19 protein-coding genes are annotated in these 22,636 nt (G+C 59.3%); 7 read left to right on the forward strand and 12 right to left on the reverse strand.

Annotated features, from left to right (window positions below; genetic code table 11):
• Positions 1–22 precede the first annotated feature (22 nt).
• Genes ABWO90_RS00265 through ABWO90_RS00275 form a run of 3 tightly spaced genes read right to left on the reverse strand, consistent with a single transcriptional unit; the run spans position 23 to position 4,736 of the window.
• Positions 23–1,384, reverse strand: a complete 1,362-nt coding sequence (locus tag ABWO90_RS00265) for a di-heme oxidoreductase family protein (RefSeq protein WP_353189193.1) — start codon at positions 1,382–1,384, stop codon at positions 23–25.
• Positions 1,372–2,727, reverse strand: a complete 1,356-nt coding sequence (locus tag ABWO90_RS00270) for an ABC transporter substrate-binding protein (protein ID WP_353189194.1) — start codon at positions 2,725–2,727, stop codon at positions 1,372–1,374. The genes ABWO90_RS00265 and ABWO90_RS00270 overlap by 13 nt, the downstream gene beginning before the upstream one ends.
• A gap of 11 nt (positions 2,728–2,738) precedes the next feature.
• On the reverse strand, positions 2,739–4,736 hold the full coding sequence (locus ABWO90_RS00275; RefSeq protein WP_353189195.1) for a TonB-dependent receptor plug domain-containing protein: 1,998 nt from the start codon (positions 4,734–4,736) through the stop codon (positions 2,739–2,741).
• A gap of 582 nt (positions 4,737–5,318) precedes the next feature.
• Between ABWO90_RS00275 and ABWO90_RS00280 the strand changes: the two genes are divergently transcribed.
• Positions 5,319–5,738, forward strand: coding sequence for an organic hydroperoxide resistance protein (locus tag ABWO90_RS00280; protein WP_353189196.1), 420 nt, complete (start codon positions 5,319–5,321; stop codon positions 5,736–5,738).
• Here the strand turns inward: ABWO90_RS00280 and ABWO90_RS00285 are convergent.
• Genes ABWO90_RS00285 through ABWO90_RS00300 form a run of 4 tightly spaced genes read right to left on the reverse strand, consistent with a single transcriptional unit; the run spans position 5,725 to position 8,391 of the window.
• Entirely contained in the window at positions 5,725–7,083 is a 1,359-nt protein-coding gene (locus tag ABWO90_RS00285) for an ATP-binding protein (protein ID WP_353189654.1), read from the reverse strand. The genes ABWO90_RS00280 and ABWO90_RS00285 overlap by 14 nt on opposite strands.
• Complete coding sequence (locus ABWO90_RS00290) at positions 7,083–7,823, reverse strand: response regulator (RefSeq protein ID WP_353189197.1); 741 nt, start codon at positions 7,821–7,823, stop codon at positions 7,083–7,085. The genes ABWO90_RS00285 and ABWO90_RS00290 overlap by 1 nt, the downstream gene beginning before the upstream one ends.
• An 8-nt stretch (positions 7,824–7,831) precedes the next feature.
• Positions 7,832–8,023, reverse strand: a complete 192-nt coding sequence (locus ABWO90_RS00295) for a hypothetical protein (RefSeq protein ID WP_353189198.1) — start codon at positions 8,021–8,023, stop codon at positions 7,832–7,834.
• Positions 8,020–8,391 carry a GFA family protein gene (locus ABWO90_RS00300; protein WP_353189199.1) on the reverse strand — a complete coding sequence of 124 codons (372 nt, stop codon included), beginning with the start codon at positions 8,389–8,391 and terminating at the stop codon, positions 8,020–8,022. Before ABWO90_RS00300 ends, ABWO90_RS00295 begins: the two co-directional genes overlap by 4 nt.
• Positions 8,392–8,645: 254 nt before the next feature.
• On the opposite strand from ABWO90_RS00300, the gene ABWO90_RS00305 reads away from it, so the two are divergent.
• Positions 8,646–9,170 carry a thioredoxin family protein gene (locus tag ABWO90_RS00305; protein ID WP_353189200.1) on the forward strand — a complete coding sequence of 175 codons (525 nt, stop codon included), beginning with the start codon at positions 8,646–8,648 and terminating at the stop codon, positions 9,168–9,170.
• A gap of 79 nt (positions 9,171–9,249) precedes the next feature.
• Here ABWO90_RS00305 and ABWO90_RS00310 read toward each other — a convergent pair whose 3' ends face one another.
• Both ABWO90_RS00310 and ABWO90_RS00315 read right to left on the reverse strand, forming a co-directional pair.
• Positions 9,250–9,693, reverse strand: a complete 444-nt coding sequence (locus ABWO90_RS00310) for an Rrf2 family transcriptional regulator (RefSeq protein ID WP_353189201.1) — start codon at positions 9,691–9,693, stop codon at positions 9,250–9,252.
• Between the two features lie 18 nt (positions 9,694–9,711).
• Positions 9,712–10,383 (reverse strand): class I SAM-dependent methyltransferase, encoded by a 672-nt coding sequence (locus ABWO90_RS00315; RefSeq protein WP_353189202.1) that lies wholly within the window; start codon positions 10,381–10,383, stop codon positions 9,712–9,714.
• 208 nt (positions 10,384–10,591) lie between these two features.
• On the opposite strand from ABWO90_RS00315, the gene ABWO90_RS00320 reads away from it, so the two are divergent.
• A complete protein-coding gene (locus ABWO90_RS00320; RefSeq protein WP_353189203.1) occupies positions 10,592–12,196 on the forward strand; it encodes a hypothetical protein in 1,605 nt (534 codons plus the stop codon).
• A 346-nt stretch (positions 12,197–12,542) separates the two neighbouring features.
• On the opposite strand, the gene ABWO90_RS00325 is transcribed toward ABWO90_RS00320, so the two are convergent.
• From ABWO90_RS00325 to ABWO90_RS00335, 3 genes are all read right to left on the reverse strand, one after another.
• Positions 12,543–13,964, reverse strand: coding sequence for an AlbA family DNA-binding domain-containing protein (locus ABWO90_RS00325; protein ID WP_353189204.1), 1,422 nt, complete (start codon positions 13,962–13,964; stop codon positions 12,543–12,545).
• A gap of 131 nt (positions 13,965–14,095) precedes the next feature.
• A complete protein-coding gene (locus ABWO90_RS00330; protein WP_353189205.1) occupies positions 14,096–14,416 on the reverse strand; it encodes a dTMP kinase in 321 nt (106 codons plus the stop codon).
• Between the two features lie 73 nt (positions 14,417–14,489).
• Positions 14,490–15,590 carry a hypothetical protein gene (locus ABWO90_RS00335; protein ID WP_353189206.1) on the reverse strand — a complete coding sequence of 367 codons (1,101 nt, stop codon included), beginning with the start codon at positions 15,588–15,590 and terminating at the stop codon, positions 14,490–14,492.
• A gap of 404 nt (positions 15,591–15,994) precedes the next feature.
• Between ABWO90_RS00335 and ABWO90_RS00340 the strand changes: the two genes are divergently transcribed.
• The 4 genes from ABWO90_RS00340 to ABWO90_RS00355 all read left to right on the forward strand — a co-directional run bounded on the left by ABWO90_RS00340 (position 15,995) and on the right by ABWO90_RS00355 (position 22,483).
• Positions 15,995–16,741: a TRADD-N-associated membrane domain-containing protein gene (locus tag ABWO90_RS00340; protein ID WP_353189207.1), complete on the forward strand. Its 747-nt coding sequence runs from the start codon at positions 15,995–15,997 to the stop codon at positions 16,739–16,741.
• A gap of 321 nt (positions 16,742–17,062) precedes the next feature.
• Positions 17,063–19,327, forward strand: a complete 2,265-nt coding sequence (locus ABWO90_RS00345) for an AAA family ATPase (protein WP_353189208.1) — start codon at positions 17,063–17,065, stop codon at positions 19,325–19,327.
• A 4-nt stretch (positions 19,328–19,331) separates the two neighbouring features.
• Positions 19,332–21,569, forward strand: a complete 2,238-nt coding sequence (locus ABWO90_RS00350; protein WP_353189209.1) for an nSTAND3 domain-containing NTPase — start codon at positions 19,332–19,334, stop codon at positions 21,567–21,569.
• Between the two features lie 239 nt (positions 21,570–21,808).
• Positions 21,809–22,483, forward strand: a complete 675-nt coding sequence (locus ABWO90_RS00355; RefSeq protein WP_353189210.1) for a hypothetical protein — start codon at positions 21,809–21,811, stop codon at positions 22,481–22,483.
• The last annotated feature ends 153 nt before the right edge of the window (positions 22,484–22,636 follow it).

Raw genomic sequence — 22,636 nt, forward strand, 5'->3', positions numbered from 1 at the left:
GTGTCACAACGACCAACAGCATTCACAGCGACATCAGAAAGCGCAACAGATCGGCGCGTGCGTCAGGTGCCATCGAACGAAATCGCTCACGCGAAACCTGCGCTTCGCCGCCGTGCCAGAGAATGGCTTCCTGAAGATCGCGTGCGCGTCCATCGTGCAGATAGGTCGCATCGGGATTGACCCGGACGCTTAACCCCAGACCCCATAACGGTGGCGTCCGCCAGTCGCGCGGCCCGGCAAGAAAGTCCGGGCGGCCATCGGCAAGGCCCGGCCCCATGTCGTGCAGCAACATGTCGGTGAACGGCGCAATGTCGCGATTCGCCATCGCCGACAGCGGCGGAAACGCACCAGTGCGCAACGTCGGCACATGGCAAGCAGCACACCCCGCCTGTGTAAAACGCAGTTCGCCGCGCTGCACCTGCGGATCCTCGGTATCGCGTCGCGCAGGTACGTCGAGCGTGCGCTGAAAATACTCGATGGCATCGAGTTGCGCGTCGGTCAGATCGGGGAATCCGTCGGTCGGTGCCTCACGACAGGCCGTCTGCACCGCCGGGCACGATTTTCTCGGAAACAACGACGACGTAATACCTAGATCGCCGACGAAGGCGCTCGCAATCTGTTGGCGGATCGATGGCTGGTTCGCCTTCCACCCGAAGCGTCCGGTCACCTGCCGCTGCTGCCTGGCGTCCCACACGCGATTCACGCGACCACGGACGCCATCAGGCAATCGCCGCTCGGCAAGCGCATGAAGCGTCTTCTCATCGACCGCTTCGAGCCATCCGAGTCCATACACGGGGGAGCCTGCGCGAGCCGACGTCATCGTGGCATGGCCAAGCGGACCGAACGCGAGATCGCTGAATCGCAGCTGGGGCTTTCGCAGCGTGACGGTCTCGCCGCCTGCCAGCGTTTCGGTGTGCATCGTGTAATGGATGCGAACCTGCCCTTCGGCGGGCACGCCCGGAATGGCCTTGTCGCCCAACTGATCGCCATAGTTCGGATGGTCGCGCGGTGCGCCGGTCGCCGTTTTGCCCGGGACACTCAATCGCACCAGCAGTCCTCGTGGCGCCTCGTCGGGACCGGCCGGCGCGTTACCGCGTCCGAACTTCACGTGACAGGCGATGCAGGAAATCTGGTTGTAGACCGGGCCAAGCCCCGCGATTCGACGGTCTGCCGATGGATAGACGACCCAGCTTTGCCGGAAGAGCGAGCGCCCCTCGCTGAACGCCTCGACGGAGCGCGCATCGTCGTGGACGAAAGGCATGGGCTGACCGAAGGCCTCACGTGTCACCGGCACGCTGGCCGTCTGCGCGACGGCCAGCGTCCAGGCCATGCTGCCGGCAGCCACCACCCATCCGCTGTGCATGCGTCCTATCAGTCTGCGCATACTGCGCCATCGGAAAGCCATTGACGCACCCGGGCACTGCGGGCGTCGAGATCGCGCGACCAACGTGTCTCTAGCGCCTCGGCTTGCGCTGCAGCGGCGTTATCCGCGCGCCTGCGGTCAAACGTTTTGTGCAACGCGGCGTCTGATGCCGTGGCGGCATCGACTGGAGGCTGTGCCAGCAACGCGCGCGCCTTGACCAGACACCGGGGGTCGACGGCAGTCCGGTTGTCCTTGCCACTATCGTGGAGACTTTGCCAACGCGTCCACAACTCGGTCAGCGCCGCCTGACGCCGTGTCACGAAGATGTCGAATAGTGCGTTGTCGAGCGCATAGCGCGACAGTCCGAGCGTCTCCTCGTAGGTGACGTCGGCGGTGGCCGCGTGACTGGCGAACGGATCGTAGGTACCCTTCGGCGCATCGCGATACACGCTGGGACGCACCGGCAGCTTGCGCACGTCCGGCGCGAACAGGAGGCGTTGCCCCTCGTCCGACAGCACAAACGTGACGAACGTACGTGCGGCATCGAGATGCGGCGTATCGCGAAGCATGCCGATGTGCGCCGGCGAATACCCCGTGCCCGGCGGGTAGACGAACGTCAGGGGCGCACCGTTGGCAATGGCCGAACTGGCGAAAAAGTCGATGGTCACGGCCACGGAGATCGGCGCACGCATGCCCTGCGACAAACTCGCGAACGCGCCGCCGGTCTGCGCGAGCACGAAGTTCGGTCCGGCTTCCGACAACAATGCCCATCCCTTGTCCCACCCTTCGGCCTGCAGCATCACGTCGAGAAGCGTCGGCGAGAAGCCGACGCGACTCGGCACGGGGAACAGAATGTGGCCGCGATAACGGGGATTCGCCAGGTCTTGCCAGGTCTTCGGTGCCGGTAACCCCTGACGCGCCAGCGCAGCGGGATCGAGCATGAAGCCGAACCCGGCGATTTCCGACGCCACGAAGCGACCGTCCGGGTCCGAGATCCGGAATTTGCCGACGTGCGACGGCAACCCGGTCAGATCGACGTCGAGCTTGCGCAGCGAGCCTTCCTCACCGAGGTCCGCGAAATTGCGCACGGCGGGCGACCAATACACGTCGACGCCGCCCTGCGCCGGCCCCTGCAGATAGTCGTACGCGTCGCGATGCTGACGCCACAGAATCTGCAAGCCGATGTCCGGATGCCGACGCTCGAACGCCCGCTCGAACGTGGCCACCACCTCTTCCGGATAGCTGGTGAGCACCGTCAGCGTCTCGCGCGGCGCCGCGGCTGCCGCGCCCGTCGCAGCGGCAAACACCAGCGCCATCAGCGCCCGTACCCGCGTTCCCCAAGACCGATTTTCCCGAGCCTGCATGGTCCTCTCCGTCAGAAGGCGTAGTTGAGGTTGACGTAGTAGTTGCGTCCCGCCTCCGGATACCCTTCCGTGTAGGCGTAGTTGCGATCGAAGATGTTGCGCACGCCGAACTCGGCAGTGACGTTGTGCACCACCTTCCACGCGAGCTTGGCATTGGCGATGCCGAACCCCGCCGCCACGCGCCGCCCGTCGCTCGAGCTCACGCGCGACGACGTGAATTCCGTATCGCCGCTAAGCGCCACGGCAGACATGATGTTCCATTTGCCGTACAGGAACAGCTTGTGACGCGGCACGTCGGTCAACACGATCGACGGATCGCTGCGGTTCTGGCGATTCAGGTAGGTGTAATTGCCGCCGACTTCGAAGCGCTCGCCAATCTGGCTGTTGAGCGAGAGTTCGATGCCCTGCGCCACCACGTGTCCGACGTTCTGCATCTGAGTACACGGCGGGCTGCTGCACGCGCTCGCGGGAATCGACGCCCCCTGAATCAGGTTCCGGATATCGCTGTAGAACAGGTTCACGCTGCCCATCGTGCCGGGCGCAATGCGTTCGCTGAACCCGAGTTCCACGTTGGTGGCCCGTTCCGGCTTGAGCCCCGCATTGGGAATTGCGGTGCCCATGCGGTAGGAATAGCGATCCTTGATGGTCGGGAATCGGCTCTTTTGCGCGACACCGAAATGCACCTTGCCCGTGGGCGATGTCTTGTAGACGAGTCCGACCTGCGGATTCCACGCGTCGACGTTGTCCTGCGGGAACGCGATGATCTGATTGGCCGCGTTGACGTCTTCCGCCCGACGCGTGATGCGCCGGTCGTAGCTCACGCCCGCCTGTGCGGAAAGGCGGTCGGTAAATTCATGTGTGTCTTCGAGCCCGAACGACAACGTGGTGTCTTCGAAATGCTGGTCCGGCTTGCCCGCGTTGGTTTCCTGGTGGTAGTCGTTCTTGATGTGCGCGGCGAACTTCAGCGTGTTGGCCGCGAAGAGTTTCGTCCCGACTTCCGCGCTCGCGCCCCAGGTGTGATCGTCGTAGGACGAGTTGGACGACGACTTCTTCAACTGCGACGAGTAAGTCGCATCGTCGTACATGCTCAAACCGTTCTTGTAACGGTCGTAATACGCCCGCAACTTCAGGTAGCTGTCGTCGCCGAGTTGGGTGCGTGAAATGTAGTACACGCTTTCCTTGTCCCAGTACGGCCAGCGCCAGTAGCGCGGCGTTTGCGTGGGATCGGTACCGGCATACGGCGGATTGCCTTTCGTACCTTGCTGGTTGATGTAGTTCAGCGAGTATTCGTCGGTCGCGTTGGGCGTGAGGCCGATCTTGACGTTGATCTTGCGGTCGCGATTGTCCGAGTTGTTGCGTCGCCCGGGGCCCTGGGTGGGCACGCCCTTGAACGCGTCCGAAAGCGTGTAGAAATCCCTTTCGAGATACGATCCGCCAATCTGGAAGTACCACAGCCCCTGATTGCTACCGATGTTGAAGTTGCCCTGATAGCCGTTGTTGGCGAACTGACGGTCGAACATCAGCCCGCCCCCGATGTTGCCTTCGAACCGGCTTTGCGGCCGCTTGCTCACGAGGTTGATCACCCCGCCCAGCGTGTTCGGTCCCGCCAGCACGGTGCTATACCCCTTCTGCACATCGATCGCGCCGATGTCGAAGGTCGTGAATCGCGCGAGATCGACGTAGCCATCATACGACACGTAAACGGGAATGCCGTCGATCAGCAGCGGCACCTGTCGCATGTCGAACCCGCGCACGTAGACCATCTCTTCGTTGCGCGGCCCCACCTTGGAGATGTTCACCCCCGGCAGCATGTCGAGCGCCGCTCCCACCGTCAGACGGCTTGCCTGTTCGATCTGATCGGCGTCGAGCGTCTCGGTCCCGGTCGGAATGCGCTCGCTCTTCGCCGTGACATCCACGCGGCCCAGCTCGAACACCGGCTCCTCGGCCGCATACCCCATCGACGACGACATGGCCGCCGCCACCATCCACGGAAGCTTTCGCTTCGACATCCTCTTCATCGTAAAGCGCACTGCTCTTGTCCCCTCTCAGTCTTGTTGTTCGTGCTCGTTCCGGCATCGTTATATATTCATCTATATAACGATGCCCGTGCCAAAAGCCCGGCGCGACAAGGCACCGCAGAACCCTCGAGAGGTTCAATCCGGGCGTTTGGGAGTCGTATCGTGTGAAACACGGTTGCGCCGTTCGAAACAGACACGGCGCAGCGAGTTTAGGGGAAAGCGGTCGATGAGGGAAGCGGATCGCGCGTGATGATCGACATTCGACAATCGTGATGGCGCTTTTCGGGACGATTGTCAGGCATGCCAACTAACCTTGGACACTCAACGCCCTGCGCCGAACGGTCCGGGGGGAATGCACCACGTCGACGTGCGCCAACTTTGTATCGTCATGTATCCGGACATGCGCCAGACAATCGCGGTTACCAGCAGCGCGGATGCAGACACACACCGGATACCTTCGCCTCGTCTAATGCAGGAAGTCGATGCCAGACATGCCGGACACCTGCAGAAGTTGCCCGGCCCGGACATCGGTTTTGCGCCAATCCCGGCGCGTCTACCTGACAGAGGCACACCATGACCCAACTCGACAAAGTTCTCTACACCGGCCGCACACACGTCACGTCCGGCGGGCGCGACGGCGCCGCGCGCAGCAGCGACGGCCGTCTCGACATCGCCCTCTCGTCGCCCGGTACGAGCGGCACCGGCACGAACCCCGAACAACTGTTCGCCGCCGGCTGGTCCGCCTGCTTCATCGGCGCGATGGGCCTCGCTGCGAAAGCGGGCAACGTGACGCTGCCGAAGGACGTGTCGGTCGATGCGGAAGTGGATCTGGGACGCAGCGGCGACGGCTACGCCTTGCAGGCGCGACTGTTCGTCAACCTGCCCGGCCTGCCGCGCGACGTCGCACAAGGTCTTGTCGACGCCGCCCACGCCACCTGCCCGTATTCGAAGATGACACGCGGCAATATCGGCGTGACGATTACGCTGGTGTAAGTACCGTCAGGCGGGCCTCGAGCCCGCCGCCTTCACGATTGCGCAGCGTCAACCGGGCATCCATCGCCTGTGCCAGTTGACGGGCAATCGCCAGACCCAACCCCGTGCCGCCCGTATGGCGGTTACGCGAAGTCTCCAACCGGACGAATGGCGCGAACACCGCTTCGAGCATGTCGTCCGGAATTCCCGGCCCACGATCGGACACGACCACGTCGATACCCTGTGCATGCGGCGCGATGACCAGCTCGGCGTCGCCACCGTACTTCAGCGCGTTGTCGATCAGATTGCCGACGATCCGACGCAACGCCTGCGGACGCGTCACGACCGGGTGCCCGACTTGCCCGGCCAACGTGACCGGCTGTCCAGCGTCCACGTAATCGCACACCAGACTGTCGAGCAGTGCGTCGAGATCGACTTTTCGGGGGGCTTCCGACGCCCCATGCAGCGTGCGCGCATATGTCACCCCCTCTTTGACCAGCGACTCCATCTCGCGCAAATCCTGTTGCAGACGCACGGCAGACGATTCGTCGTCCATCGTGTCGACCCGCAGGCGCATACGCGTGATCGGCGTCTGCAAATCATGCGAAATGGCGGCGAGAATCTGCATGCGCTCCGTCATGTAGCTGCCGATGCGATCCTGCATGGCATTGAACGCCCTCGCCGCACGCGCCACTTCCGACGGGCCGTCCTCGTCCAGGCGCTCTGCGCGCAAATCCGGCCCCAACGTATCGGCGGCCTTCGCCAGTGCATTCAATGGCCGCGTGGCAAGACGCACCGCCAGCCAGCAACAGGCCGCGATCAGCACCAGTTGCAGCGCCAGCACGGCGGGCAACCAGCCGGACAGCGGCAGTGTCGGGGTCGGGAAGACATCGATGGTCAACGGTGAGCCGTCCGTCAGGCGCAAATGCACCTGAAGCCGTTCGTCATCGCCCGGCACGCTGCTCACCGTCAACGGATAGGAGACACCGATGGCGTCCTGAATGACGGCCGCGACCTGCGCTGCCATCCCGGCATCCGGCTTGCCGCCGCTCGCGCCCGGCCCCAGCTCGAAGCGGTAACTGCGCCGCGCCAGACGCGGCAACCATTGCGCCCGCTCTGCCGCCGGCAAATGGTCGAGCAAGGCCACCGAACTGGCGACTTCGCTCTCGATATACACGCTCATCATGTTGGACGTCACGCGATTGCGCTCGGTCATCGTGAGCCAGAACGACAATACCTGAGCCAGCGCAAGGCCAACGAACAGGATGAGCGCCAGGCGTGCAAACAACGAGCGCGGCCAGGGTCGCCATTGCCGCAGCGGGCTGCGTGGCGGAGCTGCGGCGGGCGTGGAAGACGGCGTCGGCATCATTCTGGCGCGGCAATCACGGTGACGGCCGAGCAGAACACGTAGCCTTCGTTACGCAGCGTCTTGATGTAGCGCGGCTCGCGGGCGCCGTCGCGCAAACGCTGACGCAGACGGCTGATCAGCAAGTCGATGGAACGGTCGAACGCATCGGCCTGCCGCCCTTGCGTGAGGTTCAGCAGTTGATCGCGCGTGAGCACACGTTGCGGATGATCGAGCAGCACACGCAACAACCGGTATTCGGCGCCACTCAGTGCGACTTCGGTGCCATCGGTATCGAGCAGATGCCGGGCAGTCGTGTCCAACTGCCATTCACCAAAGCCGAGGATCTCGGCCGTCTCGGTGATCTGCATGCCGGGAGGAAGCATGCGGGTGCGGCGCAGCACCGATTTGATGCGCGCCAGCAGTTCACGCACGGCGAACGGCTTGGCGAGGTAATCGTCCGCCCCCATCTCGAGGCCGACGATACGGTCGGTCTCTTCGCTGCGCGCGGTGAGCATGAGCACCGGCACCGCCTTGAACTTGCCCGCGCGCAACTCGCGACACAACACCAGGCCGTCTTCGCCGGGCAGCATCAGGTCGAGCACGATGAGGTCGGGTGCCCCGTCGGCAAGCACCGAGCGCATTTCGCGACCGTTCGCCGCCACGCTCACACGCATGCCGTTCTTCTCGAGATAGTCGGCCAGCAACTCTCGAATGCCGCGATCGTCGTCGACGATCAACACATGATCGATCTTTTCCATGGCAACGATTATAGCGACGCCCGTTGCGGCGAACCGCCGTTTTCGTCGCCCGAAACACCCGGGCCTGCGCGGCGGCGGGCGCGCTCCGTTTCGGGCGTAATGCGGCGGCTGGACGGGGCCAGATCGCACTGCAACGGATGCACTGCCTCGACGCTCAGGCCACCCGCCAGAAAGGCCAACACGCTCAACAGGCGTTTCATGCGTCCTCCACCACGGAGAGTTTTTGACCGTCGGCAACCGAGGCATTCAGCGCATACGGATCTACACCTTCGAGACAGCCGATATTGGCGCGCCACATCCCCGGCGACGTACGCGAGGCGTGGAACGTGTAAATGCCGCAGTGCTTACAGAAGTAATGGCGTGCGACGCGGGTGTTGAACTGATAGCAGGTCAGATCTTCCTCGCCCGACAGGATGTGCAGATCGGCTTCGGGAAACGCTGGCGTCATCAGGGCGCCCTTGCGACGGCAGAGGCTGCAATTGCAGCGCGCGGCCGGCTCAACCGGCGTTCTGACTTCGAAACGGACGGCCCCGCAGTGGCAGGAACCTTGCAGCAATTCGGACGACATGGGGTAACTCCCGGAGAGAAGGCGCGCGCCGGCGGCGCAATCGCAGGATGGTGCATAGATGGCTTTATAGCCCGCTTCGCGCCCGGGTGTCCTCGCCCGTTTGTATCTCTGTGTATCTGGCGGCCGCCCCGATACAAGACATTGCCGAAACGGGGCTTTTTGCACACATGGCAGATACGCCCCGGCGGTGAAATACGGCTACCGGCACCACGAAGCCGCCGCCTTTTTTGCCTCGCTCCCAGGAGAACACTGCCATGTTGACGTTACTCAGAAGTGCCGTTGTCGCCCTCGCCCTGACGGGACTTACCGCGTGCAGCCCGTCGCAGGCTCGCCCGATGACCGGCGGCGTCGCGCCGGAATTCACGGGTGTGGACAACTGGCTCAACAGCCCGCCGCTCTCCTTGCAGCAACTGCGCGGCAAGGTCGTGCTGGTCGATTTCTGGACGTATTCGTGCATCAACTGCATCCACACATTGCCGCATGTCCAGCAGTGGTACCAGAAGTACAAGGATCAGGGATTGGTCGTCGTCGGCGTGCATACGCCTGAGTATGCGTTCGAGCGGGACACGGGCAATCTGCGTGACGCCATCCGCCGTTTCGGCATCACCTACCCGGTCGTACAGGACAATCGATACGCCACATGGAAGGCCTACGACAACCTCTACTGGCCTGCGTTCTATCTGGTCGACAAGTCGGGGAAGATCGTCTACACGCACTTCGGTGAAGGCGACTACGAGAAGACCGAGGCGGCGATCAAAGCGCAGTTGGCGGCGAAATGACACGGTGCCCGCACGACGTCATCACGCCGCTTCGGCGGGCGTGAGCCTTGTGGGGGCGGATTGATGCCGCTCGGGGCACTTAGCCCGGCGCTTGCTCATGCTGACGACAAAGCCCGTCGAAATCCTGCGCCAGGTCGGCCAGCGATATCGCCCCCAACCGGGCGATGAGCATCGCCTCGGCGTCACGCAACACGCCGTCGAGCGCCGCATTCACCGCGCGTTCGACGGCGCATTCCGGGTTGTCGCTCTCCACGCCGATGGCAAAGAGGTGCGGTCCGCCCACGGCGCGATGGATATCGAGCAAGGTCACATCGCGCAGATCGCAAGCGATCGACCAGCCGCCGCCGCGCCCTTTGCCGGAGCTCACATAGCCAGCGTCTCGGAGACCCGCCATTGTGCGACGCACCACGACCGGGTTGGTCCCCAGCATCTGCGCCAGTTGCTCCGACGTGAACGGGGTATCGTGCCGCGCCATGTGCAGCAGTACATGAAGCATGCGGGATAAACGGCTGTCGCTTCGCATCGCATTCCCTCCGGGGTATCAGGCTTCGAGCGACTGTCGCGCGAACCACGCGTGAATCAGGCCGCTCTGGAAGCAGCGCACCGGATCGTCGAAGCCGCCTTCCCGAATCAGGTCGCCAACCGCATCCGGCGGCACCACCGCCACCTGAGCACCATAGAGACCTTTCGCCCGTTCGCGCATCTCCGGCGCTACCGACATCATCTCGAACCACACGTCGAGCAGGCGTTTTCCGGCATCCGACGTCATGTCGCACGCCAAATCCGCACTCGCGAACCATCCGCCCGAACGCAGCCGCTGAGCAATGCTGCGGAAAAATGCCTGGCGCTGCGCCGGATCGGTCACGAACTGCGAGACGAGAAGCGACGTGGCGGCATCAAACGGCGCCCCGTCCGGCAACGTCTCCAGAAAGCCATGATGGAACACGCACCGCGATGCAATACCGTGTGCCCGCGACTTTTCGCGGAAAACATCGAGCATGGGCCCGGACGGCTCGACCGCCGTAAATCGCCACCCCGGATGGCGCTCGGCGAAATACAGAATCTCTGCCCCGGTTCCCGCCCCGACGCAAAGTACCGTCGCGTCGTCCGGCAGCCGGGCGAAAACGTTGTCGATCACCAGTTGCAGTGCGTCGCGCAACGGCGCCATTGCTCGCCACGTCTGGTCATACGTGGTCGCATGCTCGTCAAACATTGCAATTGTGTCGTGACGCATATTGGTTTCGTCCGTTTACGTAACTTTTGATGATGCATAATGCCACGATGCGCCCATGTCACGCAAGCCGCCCACCGAAATTGACAGGCATCCCTAAATATTGACGTTCACTAGTCGTTAATCCTGTTGATCGGCCCCGATTCCTTACGCGGGCTTACAAAAGACCTCTTTGACGACACGCCCCCCGATGACGTCTATCAATACTGCCAACAACCTCGTCAACCTGCTCACGCCGACTGCCAGCGACATGGCGTCGCGTGCTGCGAGTCAGCGAGCGCTCGATGCCCAGACCGCCGGCACCTCGAGCGTTGCCGGCTCGACACGCGTCACGCTTACGCAAGCGTCCCCTGTGCCGAACTGGCCGACGTATAGCCAACCTGTCGCGAACGGCGCTACCTTGCACTGGCAGAACGTACCGGGCGACCCGCTTTCGCTGCTGATGCTGGGCAACGCCAGTACGTCCGCACTAGGCAACCGTATCGACAAGGTGGGCGCCCAGTTGCTCGACGCCATCGCTGGCGGCGCCACGTCGTATTCGCAAACCGTGCTTCGCTCGACGTCGCCCACGCCGCCCGCGGGTGACGAACTCGCACTCCAGCAGGCACAGCTTCAATCGAACGCCGACAACCAGTTCGCGCTGACGATCAAGACCGCCAGCGGTGCGCTGGTCACTGTCCGTCTGGGCAGCAGCGACGACGGCTTGTCCGCAGAGTTTTCCGTTACCAAGGGTACGCTCACCGATGCCGAGCGCGATCAACTCGGTAAGCTGGCGGAGGCCTTCCAGGGCGCAGTGAACGGTCTGGCGAAGCAACCGCCCGTCGTCGACTTCAGTGCCCTGACGGGATTCAACTCTTCAGTGCTCAAGTCGGTCGATTTGTCGGCCACGCTCGGCGCCAACGGCACGTCGCCGCAGACGATTTCGTTCCACGCCGATGCGACGCAACGCGCGGTGCATGTCGACGGTGCAACGGGCAAGTTCGACGTCAACGTCGATCTGAAGAACCTTCAGGCAATCGGCAGCCCCAAGGCGCAGGCCGCCGCACTCGACGCATGGCTCGCCCGCTTCGACACGGCTCAGACGCGTGGCAACGGCGATGCCTCGCTCATGACCATGTTCAAGGCCGCGTTTTCCGGGCTGAACACGCACTACCCGCCTGCACCGGTGCTGCCCCGCATTCCGTTGAGCAGCGCGGACAAGGCGGTGCTGAGCGGTCTGGCGGATTTCAGCGCCTCGATTTCGCAAGCGACGTCGGCCCCTAATCCGTTGCGTCCGCAGGAGATCGACGGCTTCAACTACCAGATTTCGCAGCAAACGGAGATCGGCGGCAAGGACGCGCTCAATCGCACCCTTGAGCAGCACACGCAAGCCACGCTCACGGCGAGCTATCATCGTTCGCTCTGGGCCGGTGTGCCGTTGAATCTGACGACCGACCCGAAGTCACAGAACTATGAATATGTGAAGGTGCAGGACACGGCGAGCACCGACGTCAACGTCAGCTATCGCGACGGCATGCTTGCGCGTGCGGCGTCCCATCGCGCGGCCAGCCAATCGATGCAGGTACAGCGCTTCGAGATGGCCAAGCTGGTGAGCGACGTGACGACACCCCACTCGACCTCGGACAGCAGCGACCTGATGGCACTCCTCGATTCGGTGCTGCGTAACGAAGTTGCTCGCTCCGGCAAGTCGTCGAGCGCCGTCGACAGCGATGTCGACGACGCCACGCATCGCGAGATTCACCGTCGCACCGCACTGGAAATCGATCCGTCTCGTCTGGACGTTGCGGCGTCTTGAGATAAGCCTCGTGGGTGTGGCGATCCGACAGCCGCACCCACGTCTCCCGCTTGGAAGTTTGCTTTCGCGAAACGTTTGACGGAGTGAGGATGCCGTGCCTCGCGTCGGTACTGCCACAAGTGGAGATGCGCCAAGAGACACTCGGCCCGGAGGAAAGCAACGTGCTATCCGCGCAATTATCCGTAGCGCCGAACCTCAGCATTGCATCTCGGCTGTGGGTCTAAGGCGGCATTTCAGGTGTGACCGTAGTCGGCCAAGAGAAGACATTCACGTTCTGCGTGAGTGTGTCCGCTTCGGGGTGACGGTGTATGCGAATGTCTACGAAAGGCTGGCCGGTCCAGTTTGGTCACCGTGATTTGGGATTTTCGACCAATGTGAAGGAGAAGCTCGAACCCGCGAGTCTCCCGAAGAGAGCAGATATATCCGTCATGGCGCCCTCATCAATGTCTTCGGAGCCTCCTACCGTAACCTCGCTCGGAATTCCTAGTGCTCGGGTTATACGCACAAACAATCCGATGGAATTCGGGATCTCAAGATTCAGTCCGTTGATGGGGGTGACGTTACCCTCGAACTCAACAGGGAGCCAGTTTTCGGGGACATCGAGGGGGTAAAGAAAGTCAACATCACGGTGAAGATATGGAAGTTTTCCCGTTGCCAGTCGTCGCGCGAAGCGAGGGAGCTCGAGGTAAGGAACACTGTGCCTTACTGAAGCTGCTTTTAGATTTGTGCGCAAATTGAGTTTGTCTGAGGTCCCTTCATAAAGCTTGGCTACCATGAACAGGATGGCACTCAAAAAGTACAGCGTCGGGCCGAGATCCAAGACCAGCAGTTCTTGTTTTGAGTGTGGATAGACCGAAACAAGATGGTCAACTAAAGCCTGTTGAGGCCAATGGCCGTTTGCAGCAACTTCGGACGCGTCGCCGCGCCACATGCGTGACGCTAACGGCAGGCAAATATAGTGAAGACCAGTGCGGACGTCGTACTCCCAAAGGGGAGCGATCGGTACCACATCATCACCTGCATGACGTGCGACATAACCGCCGCCAATGGTGTAGCAATTGGCGAGAAGCGCAACACCATTGGACGCCACAGGAGCTGCGGCTACTTTTTGAAACTCCTCGAAGCTTATTTCGCGAGCGGGAGCCACGCCATCGCGAGTTGCGTGAAACGCAATTTCTAACCGAGGAAAAGCGGATCTTGATTGATCACTAAGGAATTCCAGCCGTTTTCCGACCGCTTGGCGCTTTTCTTTGCTTTCCCCCCAAAGGCGATCGAGAAGGCCTAGGTCATTCAGTGAGGTCGGCGATGCAGAATCACCTTTTCTCGTGTACACCACTCCGCTACTGTGCAGGTAAGGAGGATGCTTCCCTTTGGGCACCCGGATGGCGACGATCCATCGCTCAGCAATGTCTGTGTGCACCTCAGGAATCTCCAACGCTCTAGTCTCAAAATATGGACAAGGTTGCAGATGTGCTTCAATTGCCTGTCGTAACCGAGTAATTGTTGAGTCAGCGTCATCTCGCGTCACAGGAGAAAATCGTTCAAAGCGGCGAGTCTTTGCATCCTCTTGAACTCCGATTAATAGGACGCCGCCATAGGCATTAGCAAACGAACTCACAGATTTCGCCAATTTTTGCGAATCAGGGCACGCGGCTTTGAACTCCACAAACCAACCTTCCTCGCTTGCTTTGATCTGCTCAAAGTATGTCGTGTCAGCGTTTTCAAGGAGTAGCTCGAATAACGGAACATTGTTGGACTGAACATTCATCGCGGAGTTTAGTGGCTAGTGAGTAGGAAAAATGCAGCGGTGTACGAGGGCAGTATTTTTCAGGACGGGATCATCGGCCAGAAGTGTAGTGGTCCAGTCAATCCAAACACTCTTTTAGGCGAGGATGTTCGTCATGAAGAGGCCCCATGAAAAAAACAAGGTCGTTCGTTTAGCCCCACTGGGTTCTCCACGCCCCAACGCGGATAGATCACCTGCTCGACGTGCTCGGCTCGAGCTGCCGCGATGAGCAGCAGTTCTGTTTGCAGGGACATATCGTGGTGGAGTATGAGTTCGCGATTATGTTCGCCGACTGGACCACCGCCAGGCTCGTGGGTAACGAGAACGCTGTAACCGTTTGCTTGGGGTGCTTCTTGGAGGACCGGTACTCCAGAGGATTTGCCCGCACCATCCAGACCTTCAACGGAAATTAAAAATCCTCCGTTAGTAAGCATTACATAGTAAATGAAGGATAAGAAAAGCGTCGTAGGCGTGTGAGTCTCCGTCTACGACGCGACTGCGACGAGGTCAGCTAAAACCGTTGAATTCGTACGTTAAACCGACTTTCTGGTAAGTGACGACCTTGATATTTGGCTTGCCTGAAATCGCTTTGCTATGACTGGCCTTCGGCTTTTCCGGGAGGACTAGGTAGCGGTTCACTGAGATCCCGAGCTCGTCCTTAATGCACTCGCCGTGGATCAACAACTGCCCTACACCTGTGTACACATCCGTCGTCCGAGCCGAAGTCTTGACCTCGAATAGATCAATACTAGACGTCGCGACGATAGCCAGATCAATGGCTTGTGCTTTCTGGCTCTCCCCCCCGCCTCTCAGTCGTGCTTCCAGGGCTCGGACAATCGCGCCGTGCTCGACGGTGCGTTTGCCGCCGCCATGTACCTTGGTGCTCACCTCCCCGGAATACTCGTCGAAGTAGGCCCGCAGCTTCAGAATGCGCTCGGGGGGAGAAGTGGGTGCCGGGGCGCTCGCTTTTCCCCCGTTTGACCCACTAGGACCGTTGGGGCCACGAGGTCTCGTGCTGACAGACTCGCTTTCCCCATCTCCATGCAACTCTTCTCCTAGGCGCGTCGCGACTTCTCGGGCTTCCTCGGCGAATTCCCATAACCGGTCGACCAGTTCAGGGTGGTTTAGCCCGGCGATCAAGATGACCCTCGAGGTCTTCTTGCGATGATCAGCCGCTTCGACGGTCGTGGCCGCAAATTCGCGGAACACTTTGTCCTTTGGAAGTCCCGCCCGACCTTTCGTCAGCTTGCCCCGGTGCGCCACGAAAATCTCGCCATCGGCATCCCTGATAAAAGCGCCGGCCATGCGCCGGTTATAGGTACCCGCCGGAAAATTCAACTGCACCGCTATCTCGATCCACTTTGTGCTGCCGGGATCGGCTGAAAGCAATAAGTTCATGAGCTTGTCGGAATCGGAGCCCACTGACCAAGCTCGGAGAGCAGTGCCCGTCTGCGCCTCGAAGTACACCATGCCGGCTTGGTGACCGGATGGGTAGGTTATCTCGCGGCTCTCCTTGTAGGGGAGAGCCGCGCGCAAGTGCTTCGCAAGTTGCTTGTTCAATCGCGCGATTTCGGCGACATCTGTCACGACCTCGTAGTGCTCTTCCACCTTTATATCCCCGCCAAGCTAGTTTATTGAGCGATGATCATGCCAGACGACGTTGTAAAGTTGAAGCGGACGTTGAGAAGAATGGATTGGCTTTTCCCATCTCCGGTGGTAGGTCCGATCCGCTGCTTTTCCTCGATGAGCCTGCACCGGCTCCGACCCAGGGACTTGCGAGCTTCGGCGATGGTGGCAGTGTCCTTCGACAAAATTGAAAGCGGCGGTTCACGAGCGCTCTCGTATAGCGTTGCCCCAAAAAAGTCGCAATGTTTCGGAAAAAAACAAGTTCCACATCCTCGGATGTTTCAGCAGAATCGCCCCGCAAACCCAAGCCTTAATGAACTTTCGATTGTGGCATCAATTAAAATTCGTTCAATCGCAGTTACTACTTCATCACACCAAGGGACACCATGGCGGAAGACTTGGACAACATCAAAGACTCGCTCCAAAAGTTCGAAAAATCTACGGTGCTCGACAAACGGCGACGCAGTTTAGAAACCCTCTGGCACATCGCGTTCGGACTAGCAATTTTCTCGTTTTTACTCACTCTTGCTCTCGGCTTGCTGAGTGCGTTTTCGGACGGCGAAAAGCGATCCCTGCTTCAGAATGCCACACTAGTCGCTGCATTTTGCACGGGCATTCTGACAATTGCGGGGGGCGAGTTCGGCATCAAGTTTAGAAAGCTTGAAGGAGATATGAAGGTTGCGAGTGCCGAACTGGCAGCTAAAGAAGCCCCGCACAGCATTGCTCCCGCATGGGATGTTGCGCGCGCTCGACTGGAGAGGCATATTGACCTTAATCTTTCTCAGTCAACTTGGATATTTGGTTTAGCACTCATGCTATTCATATTCGGTTTTGCACTAATTGTATGGGGACTATATTCGTACTCGACAAACGGAAATGAGAAATGGCTGACCGTCATCTCCTCAACGACTGGCTCGATAGTGACGATTGTCGGCAGCTCACTTCTCGTGCTTTACAAGGCAACATCCCAACAGGCGGTTGAATTTGTTCAAGTATTAGCACGCATCAATGCGGTTGGGATGGCGATGCAGATATTGGACTCGATACCAGACCAGGCACAAGACACGAAGCACCAGGCGACAGCGGAAGTAGCAAAGCAACTCATTTCCAGCTATTCAGACGCGAGAAAATAGCGCTGCTCACGAGGCCAAGGTCAACCAATTGGAATTGGATAACCGGGTGTAGGGTCAATGTTTACGCCATTTACAGGGTGCACCGGGAAAATTCCGGGGGCTGGCATTCGGTCAGTTTGTGTGCCAGTTCTGTCCGCAATGGCAACTGTCGGCCAGATGCGGTCATTGTGAGTATGCGACGCGGCGTCCGTTTTAGGCTGGTATGCGACGCTCGCCGCTAAACGATGAACGTCGGCTACCTCATGAAGCGGACCTTCACTTCCGCAATGTGTGGTCTCCAAACGCTTACGGTAAGCTTGCGTCAAAGATCAAGGAGGCGACATGCTGAAGAGCATCGAGAAGATCAGGGGGCTTGGCGTCTATCAAAGCTACAGCAAGCCTACAGGCACACAAGACTTCGGGATCAAGAATCTCATCTATGGCTGGAACTACTCTGGGAAGACCACCCTCTCCCGCCTGTTCGCTCAGCTTGAGACCAAATCGGCCAATCCTGATTTGTCCGGCTGCGAATTCACACTTGGAACTGCCGATGATTCGATCACCGAGAAAAACTTCAGTCGGTGCAGTCTGTCTGTTCGGGTCTTCAATTCCGATTTCGTCCGCGCCAATCTGCACTTCGATGGCGGAAGCTTCAACCCCATCCTGCTGCTGGGCAAGGAATCCGAGGATGCGCAACGGAAAATCGATGAGCTTAGCAAGCGGATCAAGCGCTCGGACGAGGTCCAACGCAAACTGGACGGCAAGTTCGAAGAACTGACGACGCGGATCGCGCAGGCCAAGACCGACACTGCCAAGTTCATCCGCCAACACTTGAAGGTTGATCCCTATACGGCCGCACATCTCGGGCAGGATCTTGTCGCAGTCGGCATTCTTGATTCCCAGCTCGTGCCGGAGAAGGAACTCGCTGATGCCATCGAACTCGCGCTGACGCCTGACTCCAAGAAGCCGAGCACGGTCGAGGAACTGAGCGCTGCTCCGTCGATCGAGAATCTCCACAAGGAGGCCGTCACGGTTCTGGCCGCAACGCCAAGCTTCTCCAACACTATCAAACACCTTGAGGAGAATCCTGCCGTTGAACGCTGGGTCCAAGGCGGCCTGGCCCTGCACCCTAGTGCGGGAACGTGCGAGTTCTGCGGGAACGATTTTTCTCAGGATCGCCTCGAAGCCTTTCGCGCACACTTTTCGAAGGATCTGGCAGACCACAAGGAGCGGGTCGATGGTCTTCTTGTGCGTGTGAAGGTGGCTGTTTTCAACCTGAGCTGGCCTAAGGCCGCCGAACTCAATGCTCAGTTTCGCGAAGCCTACACCGCCGCCATTGAAGCGCTGCCCGCAGCCATCGACGCATTCAACCAGGCTGTAAGGAAACTCGCAGACGAAGTGCAACTCAAGGCTGACAACTCTCGCAAGGCCATGACGCCCACGCCATTGGCTGCCGGCCTGGAAAAAGGGATCAGGGACGCGGTTGCAGCGGTCAACCTTGTCATCAAGCAGAACAACGAGTTGGCCTCCAACTTCATTAAGGCAAGAGCCGATGCCTTGAGGAAGGCACGATACCACTACGTCCAGCAATTCGAGGACGACCAGGCGGCCATAGGCCTGGAACAACAAAAGACGCGACTCGCCAGTCGGTCCGACCGTCTGAAGGCCTATGTCGCAAGACTGCGGCCGGAGATCAGTAATCTTCAAGCTCAGATCAGTCAGGCACAACAAGGCCGGGAAAAGATCAACGAACGCTTGGCGTCCATGCTGGGGAGCGAGGCCGTCCAGATCCAGGTCGTAAAGGATGCGGCAGGCCAGGACCGCTTTCAACTGATCCGGAAGACGGGAGCCGTTGCTAAGAATTTGAGTGATGGGGAGCGCACGGCAGTTGCCTTCTCATACTTCCTGACAAAGCTCCAGGAGATCAAGCCAACGGAATTCAAGGAGACCATCGTCTACATCGACGATCCCATCTCAAGTCTCGATGCCAATCACATCTTTCAGGTGACCGCTGCCATCCGAGCGCTGTTCTTCAAGCAGCATGACAAGAACGCGCCTTGGCAGACCACCTGCAAGCAACTGTTCATCTCCACGCACAACTTCGAATTCTTCAACCTGCTCAGAGAGATCAAACCCGTGGCGAGCAACAAGGGGGCCCGGCTCTACCTGATCAGAAGGATCGCCGAGAAGTCCTCCACGCTGGAAGACATGCCGGCCTCGCTCGCACGCTATCAGTCTGAATATCACTTCCTGTTTGAGGTCATTCATCGCTTCCACAAGGCGCCTGACAAGACCGTCCACGAAGTGCTGATGCTGTTGCCGAACGCCATGAGGCGCTTCATCGAGCTCTATACGTACTCCAGGCTTCCTGGGCCGAAAGATTCGGAACAAGTCGACGAGCGGGCCGAAATTCTGTTCGGGGTCGAGCGTGCGAAGCGGATCCTCAAGATCTTCCATTACTTCAGCCACGGCAACACGCTGGACCGGCTCGCTGGAAACAACGAGCTGATCTTCGACCTCGAGCATGCGGTCAAGGACCTGATAGATGCCATCACCGAGACTGACAAGCCTCATATGGACTCCCTGATCGCGGCCACTGAGGCTTGACGGCATGTACGACTTTCGCACTCTGTCGCCGATCGATTTCGAACTGCTCGTTCGTGACCTGCTGCAAGCGGAGTTGGGCATCACGATGGAGAGCTTTGGCCCCGGCAAGGATGGTGGAATCGACTTCCGCTTCGCCATGGCGGACCAGGATGTCGTAGTGCAGGTCAAGCATCATGTGGAGGGAGGGCCAAGAGGCCTTCTTCGGGCAGCGATGAAGGAGGACCGCAAAGTCCTGAATCTGGCTCCGAGCCGGTACATCCTGGTCACGTCCTTATCGCTTACCCCGGAACTGAAGCGCAAAATCATTCAAGCGATGCCGTCCACGCCGGTCAGTGCCGGAGACGTCATAGGCCGCGAGGACCTAAACAACTTTCTGGGCCTCCATCCACACGTGCTGCGTCAGCATTTCAAGCTTTGGTTGACCAGCACGGAAGTCCTTGAGCGAATCTTGCACAGCGCGGTCTACAACCGGACCGATGCCGAGGTGGCCCGCATCAAGCAACTTGTTCCCAAGTTCGTGCACAACGCCAGTGTGGCCGAGGCGGAGACGATCCTGGAGGACCGCGGCGCGCTGATCATTGCGGGCGAGCCGGGTGTCGGAAAGACCACCCTTGGCCGAATGCTGCTTTGGCTCCACATGGAGCAGAACTGGAAGGTCTTTGTCGTGGACGACCTGCAGGAGGCGATGGCCGTCAGTACAGCCGGCGAGAAGCGACTCATCTTCCTCGACGATTTCCTGGGTCAGATCAGTCTGACCAACGAACTGTTGGGCAAGGTGGATCAGCGTCTGCCCGTTTTCCTGGATCGGCTTCGAAACAACAAGGATCTTCGCTTCATCCTGACGACTAGGCTGTACCTGCTCAACCAGGCGCAGATCCAGTCGGACAAGCTCTCGTCGCCACGAGTGGAGGCAAGCGAAATGATTCTGAACGTCGGGGTCTATACGCGGATCATCAAAGCCAAAGTTGTCTTCAACCACATTTACTTCTCAGATCTGGTCGATGAGGAAAAGGCCAAGCTCCTGGACGGCGACTTCTTCCTGAAGATGATCGACCACCGTAACTTCAGCCCCCGCTTGATCGAGTTGCTGACTTCCGCAGACTACTATTCTGTAGGCGACGAATCCATCCAAGCCACTGTCCTTCGTGTTTTAGACAACCCTTCGGAACTCTGGGAGCGGCCGTATCGATCGCACCTGAGCGCAGATGCAAGATGTCTGTTGTGGGCCACCTTCTTTACCGGGCCCTATGTAGGAATGGATCTCTGTTTGCAACTGTTCAAGCGAATCACCGTAAACGCAGGGCTCCAGATCGCTTCGTCGGAGGCAGTTTCGCGTTTCCGTACAGGATTGAAGGAACTGAGCGGATCGTTTGTTACGGTCGGAGATCAAGAAATTTCCTTCGCAAACCCCGGCATTCGCGATTTCCTGAGCAGTGTCTTCATCGACGACCAGTTGCTTCCCGTTGTTGTGCGATCCGTTTCGACGATCTACGAGTTCAGAAGCGCATGGAATTTTTTCAGGACAAACATTACGAAGTGTCGCGATCAATTCGGCGAACATGATCTATGGATGGCCGCCATGGACCGCATCCAAGGCGACAATAGAACAACCGCGATCGCCTCCCTGCGGCACATCCTTGAGATGCGCGAACACTTGCCGGGTCTTCATATCAAGGCTGTCCTTGACAGGGCAGTCAACGATTTGATCTCGCAGGGAATCGAGCCAGGAGATTTCTACGAGTGCCTGTTTTCCCTGCGGCAGTTGAAGCGGCTTCACTTTCGGACGGACGACCTTCTAGTTCCGGCCTGCGAAGCCCTGACCACTGCAGCGGCAAAAATGCTCGCAAATGCAGGTGAGGACTTGGCAATCGACGACATCACAAGCATTGCTGGCGCACTTGAGCCACTGACGGAAAAAAGCTTGGTCCGCAGCGCAGCGAGCAACGCGCTGCGAGGGTTTATCTTTGGAATTGAGGGCAAGCTTTCCGACATCTCCTCCAGTCAAGAACTCGATACGTTTCGCGAAGACCTTGTCTCCGCAGCAACGACGTATGGCGTCCGTACTGACGCGGCATTGATGCAAGACATTCAAAGTCGCCGCGAGACTCTCGAAGAGCGGGAGGGCGAAGAAGACACCGATCCTTATCAGCAGGCCGGACCGCAGGCGGCGGCTGGCGAAATCTCGGACACCGAGATCAAGTCGATGTTCTCGCTTATGGCCGCCGGACCCGTCAGTGAATAGCGGTGCAATTCGGATCGACCGTTCGTCGGACCAAGTCCGAGCGAGTCAGTAACTGGTAGAGGGCCGAAAGCGTGAGCTCGGCCGGAGCAGCCGAACGACTGTAACCGCTGCAAATCCGACTTTATCTATCGAGACCCTAATGGCAGCAATGGGTCGAGATTCGCCAGTCACGTCAGACGGATATCGGCCGGAAGCAGACCTATCTCACCGAAAATAACCGACAACAGGAACCGGACTCCATGAACGTGACAGAAAAAATCGCGGGCATCCTCACACTATTGATTTGCTTGTTGCCTTGTGCCCAAGTGTCGGCTGAAACGGTGACGGTTGCACCTGTTGGCGACTATGCGACGATCGACACCCAGCGAACCAATCAAGCTTTGCAGGTATTTGCGAAAGGAACGCCGCTCGAAAAGCGTGCAGCCGCAGACGAAATTGTGGCGCATTCTGAAAATTATGCACCGCCAGTCTTCTATGCTTTATCTCAGGCTTTGTTCGAGGATGGAAAGCAAGATGAAGGCGCCTTCTGGTTTTACGCAGGCCAGCTTAGAGCGAGATTCGATGCAAATCGCTGCGCTGACAAAACGGCGAAATCAGCTGTTAGCGGTCTGAATAACAGGTATGGCCCACTGATAAATCAGTACATGTTCAAGGACGTCTCCAAACTGGAAGCATTGATTCCCGAGGTGGTTGCGTGGGACCGTAAGACACCGCATAGCTATGATCATCGCTGGATCAATCTTCACGGTATGGCCGCGATGATGGCAGGACTGAATGCAAAGAGCGGTCTCGCACAACCGTCGAGTGCCATGAGCTTGCCGCAGGAGCAATGGGAGCGCATCGCGGAACAGACTCGCCTCGAATATATGAGAGGCTTTCAGGAAGCGATGGCGGCAATGAAGAACAAGCAATAGCGGTTGCCCGTCGCATATGACCGTCCAAGACGTGCTCTCAATGGAATATTGGGAAGATCTCATTGAAGCCTGACGCGACCGGAACCTCTCAGGACTGCCGCGTCAAGCGGGGTCGCGGACTAGGGAGAGGGCGCGTCGCCGACGGTGTTGTGC

Origin of the sequence: Pandoraea pnomenusa, assembly GCF_040391475.1 — a bacterium.
In the GTDB taxonomy this organism is placed as follows: domain Bacteria; phylum Pseudomonadota; class Gammaproteobacteria; order Burkholderiales; family Burkholderiaceae; genus Pandoraea; species Pandoraea pnomenusa_C.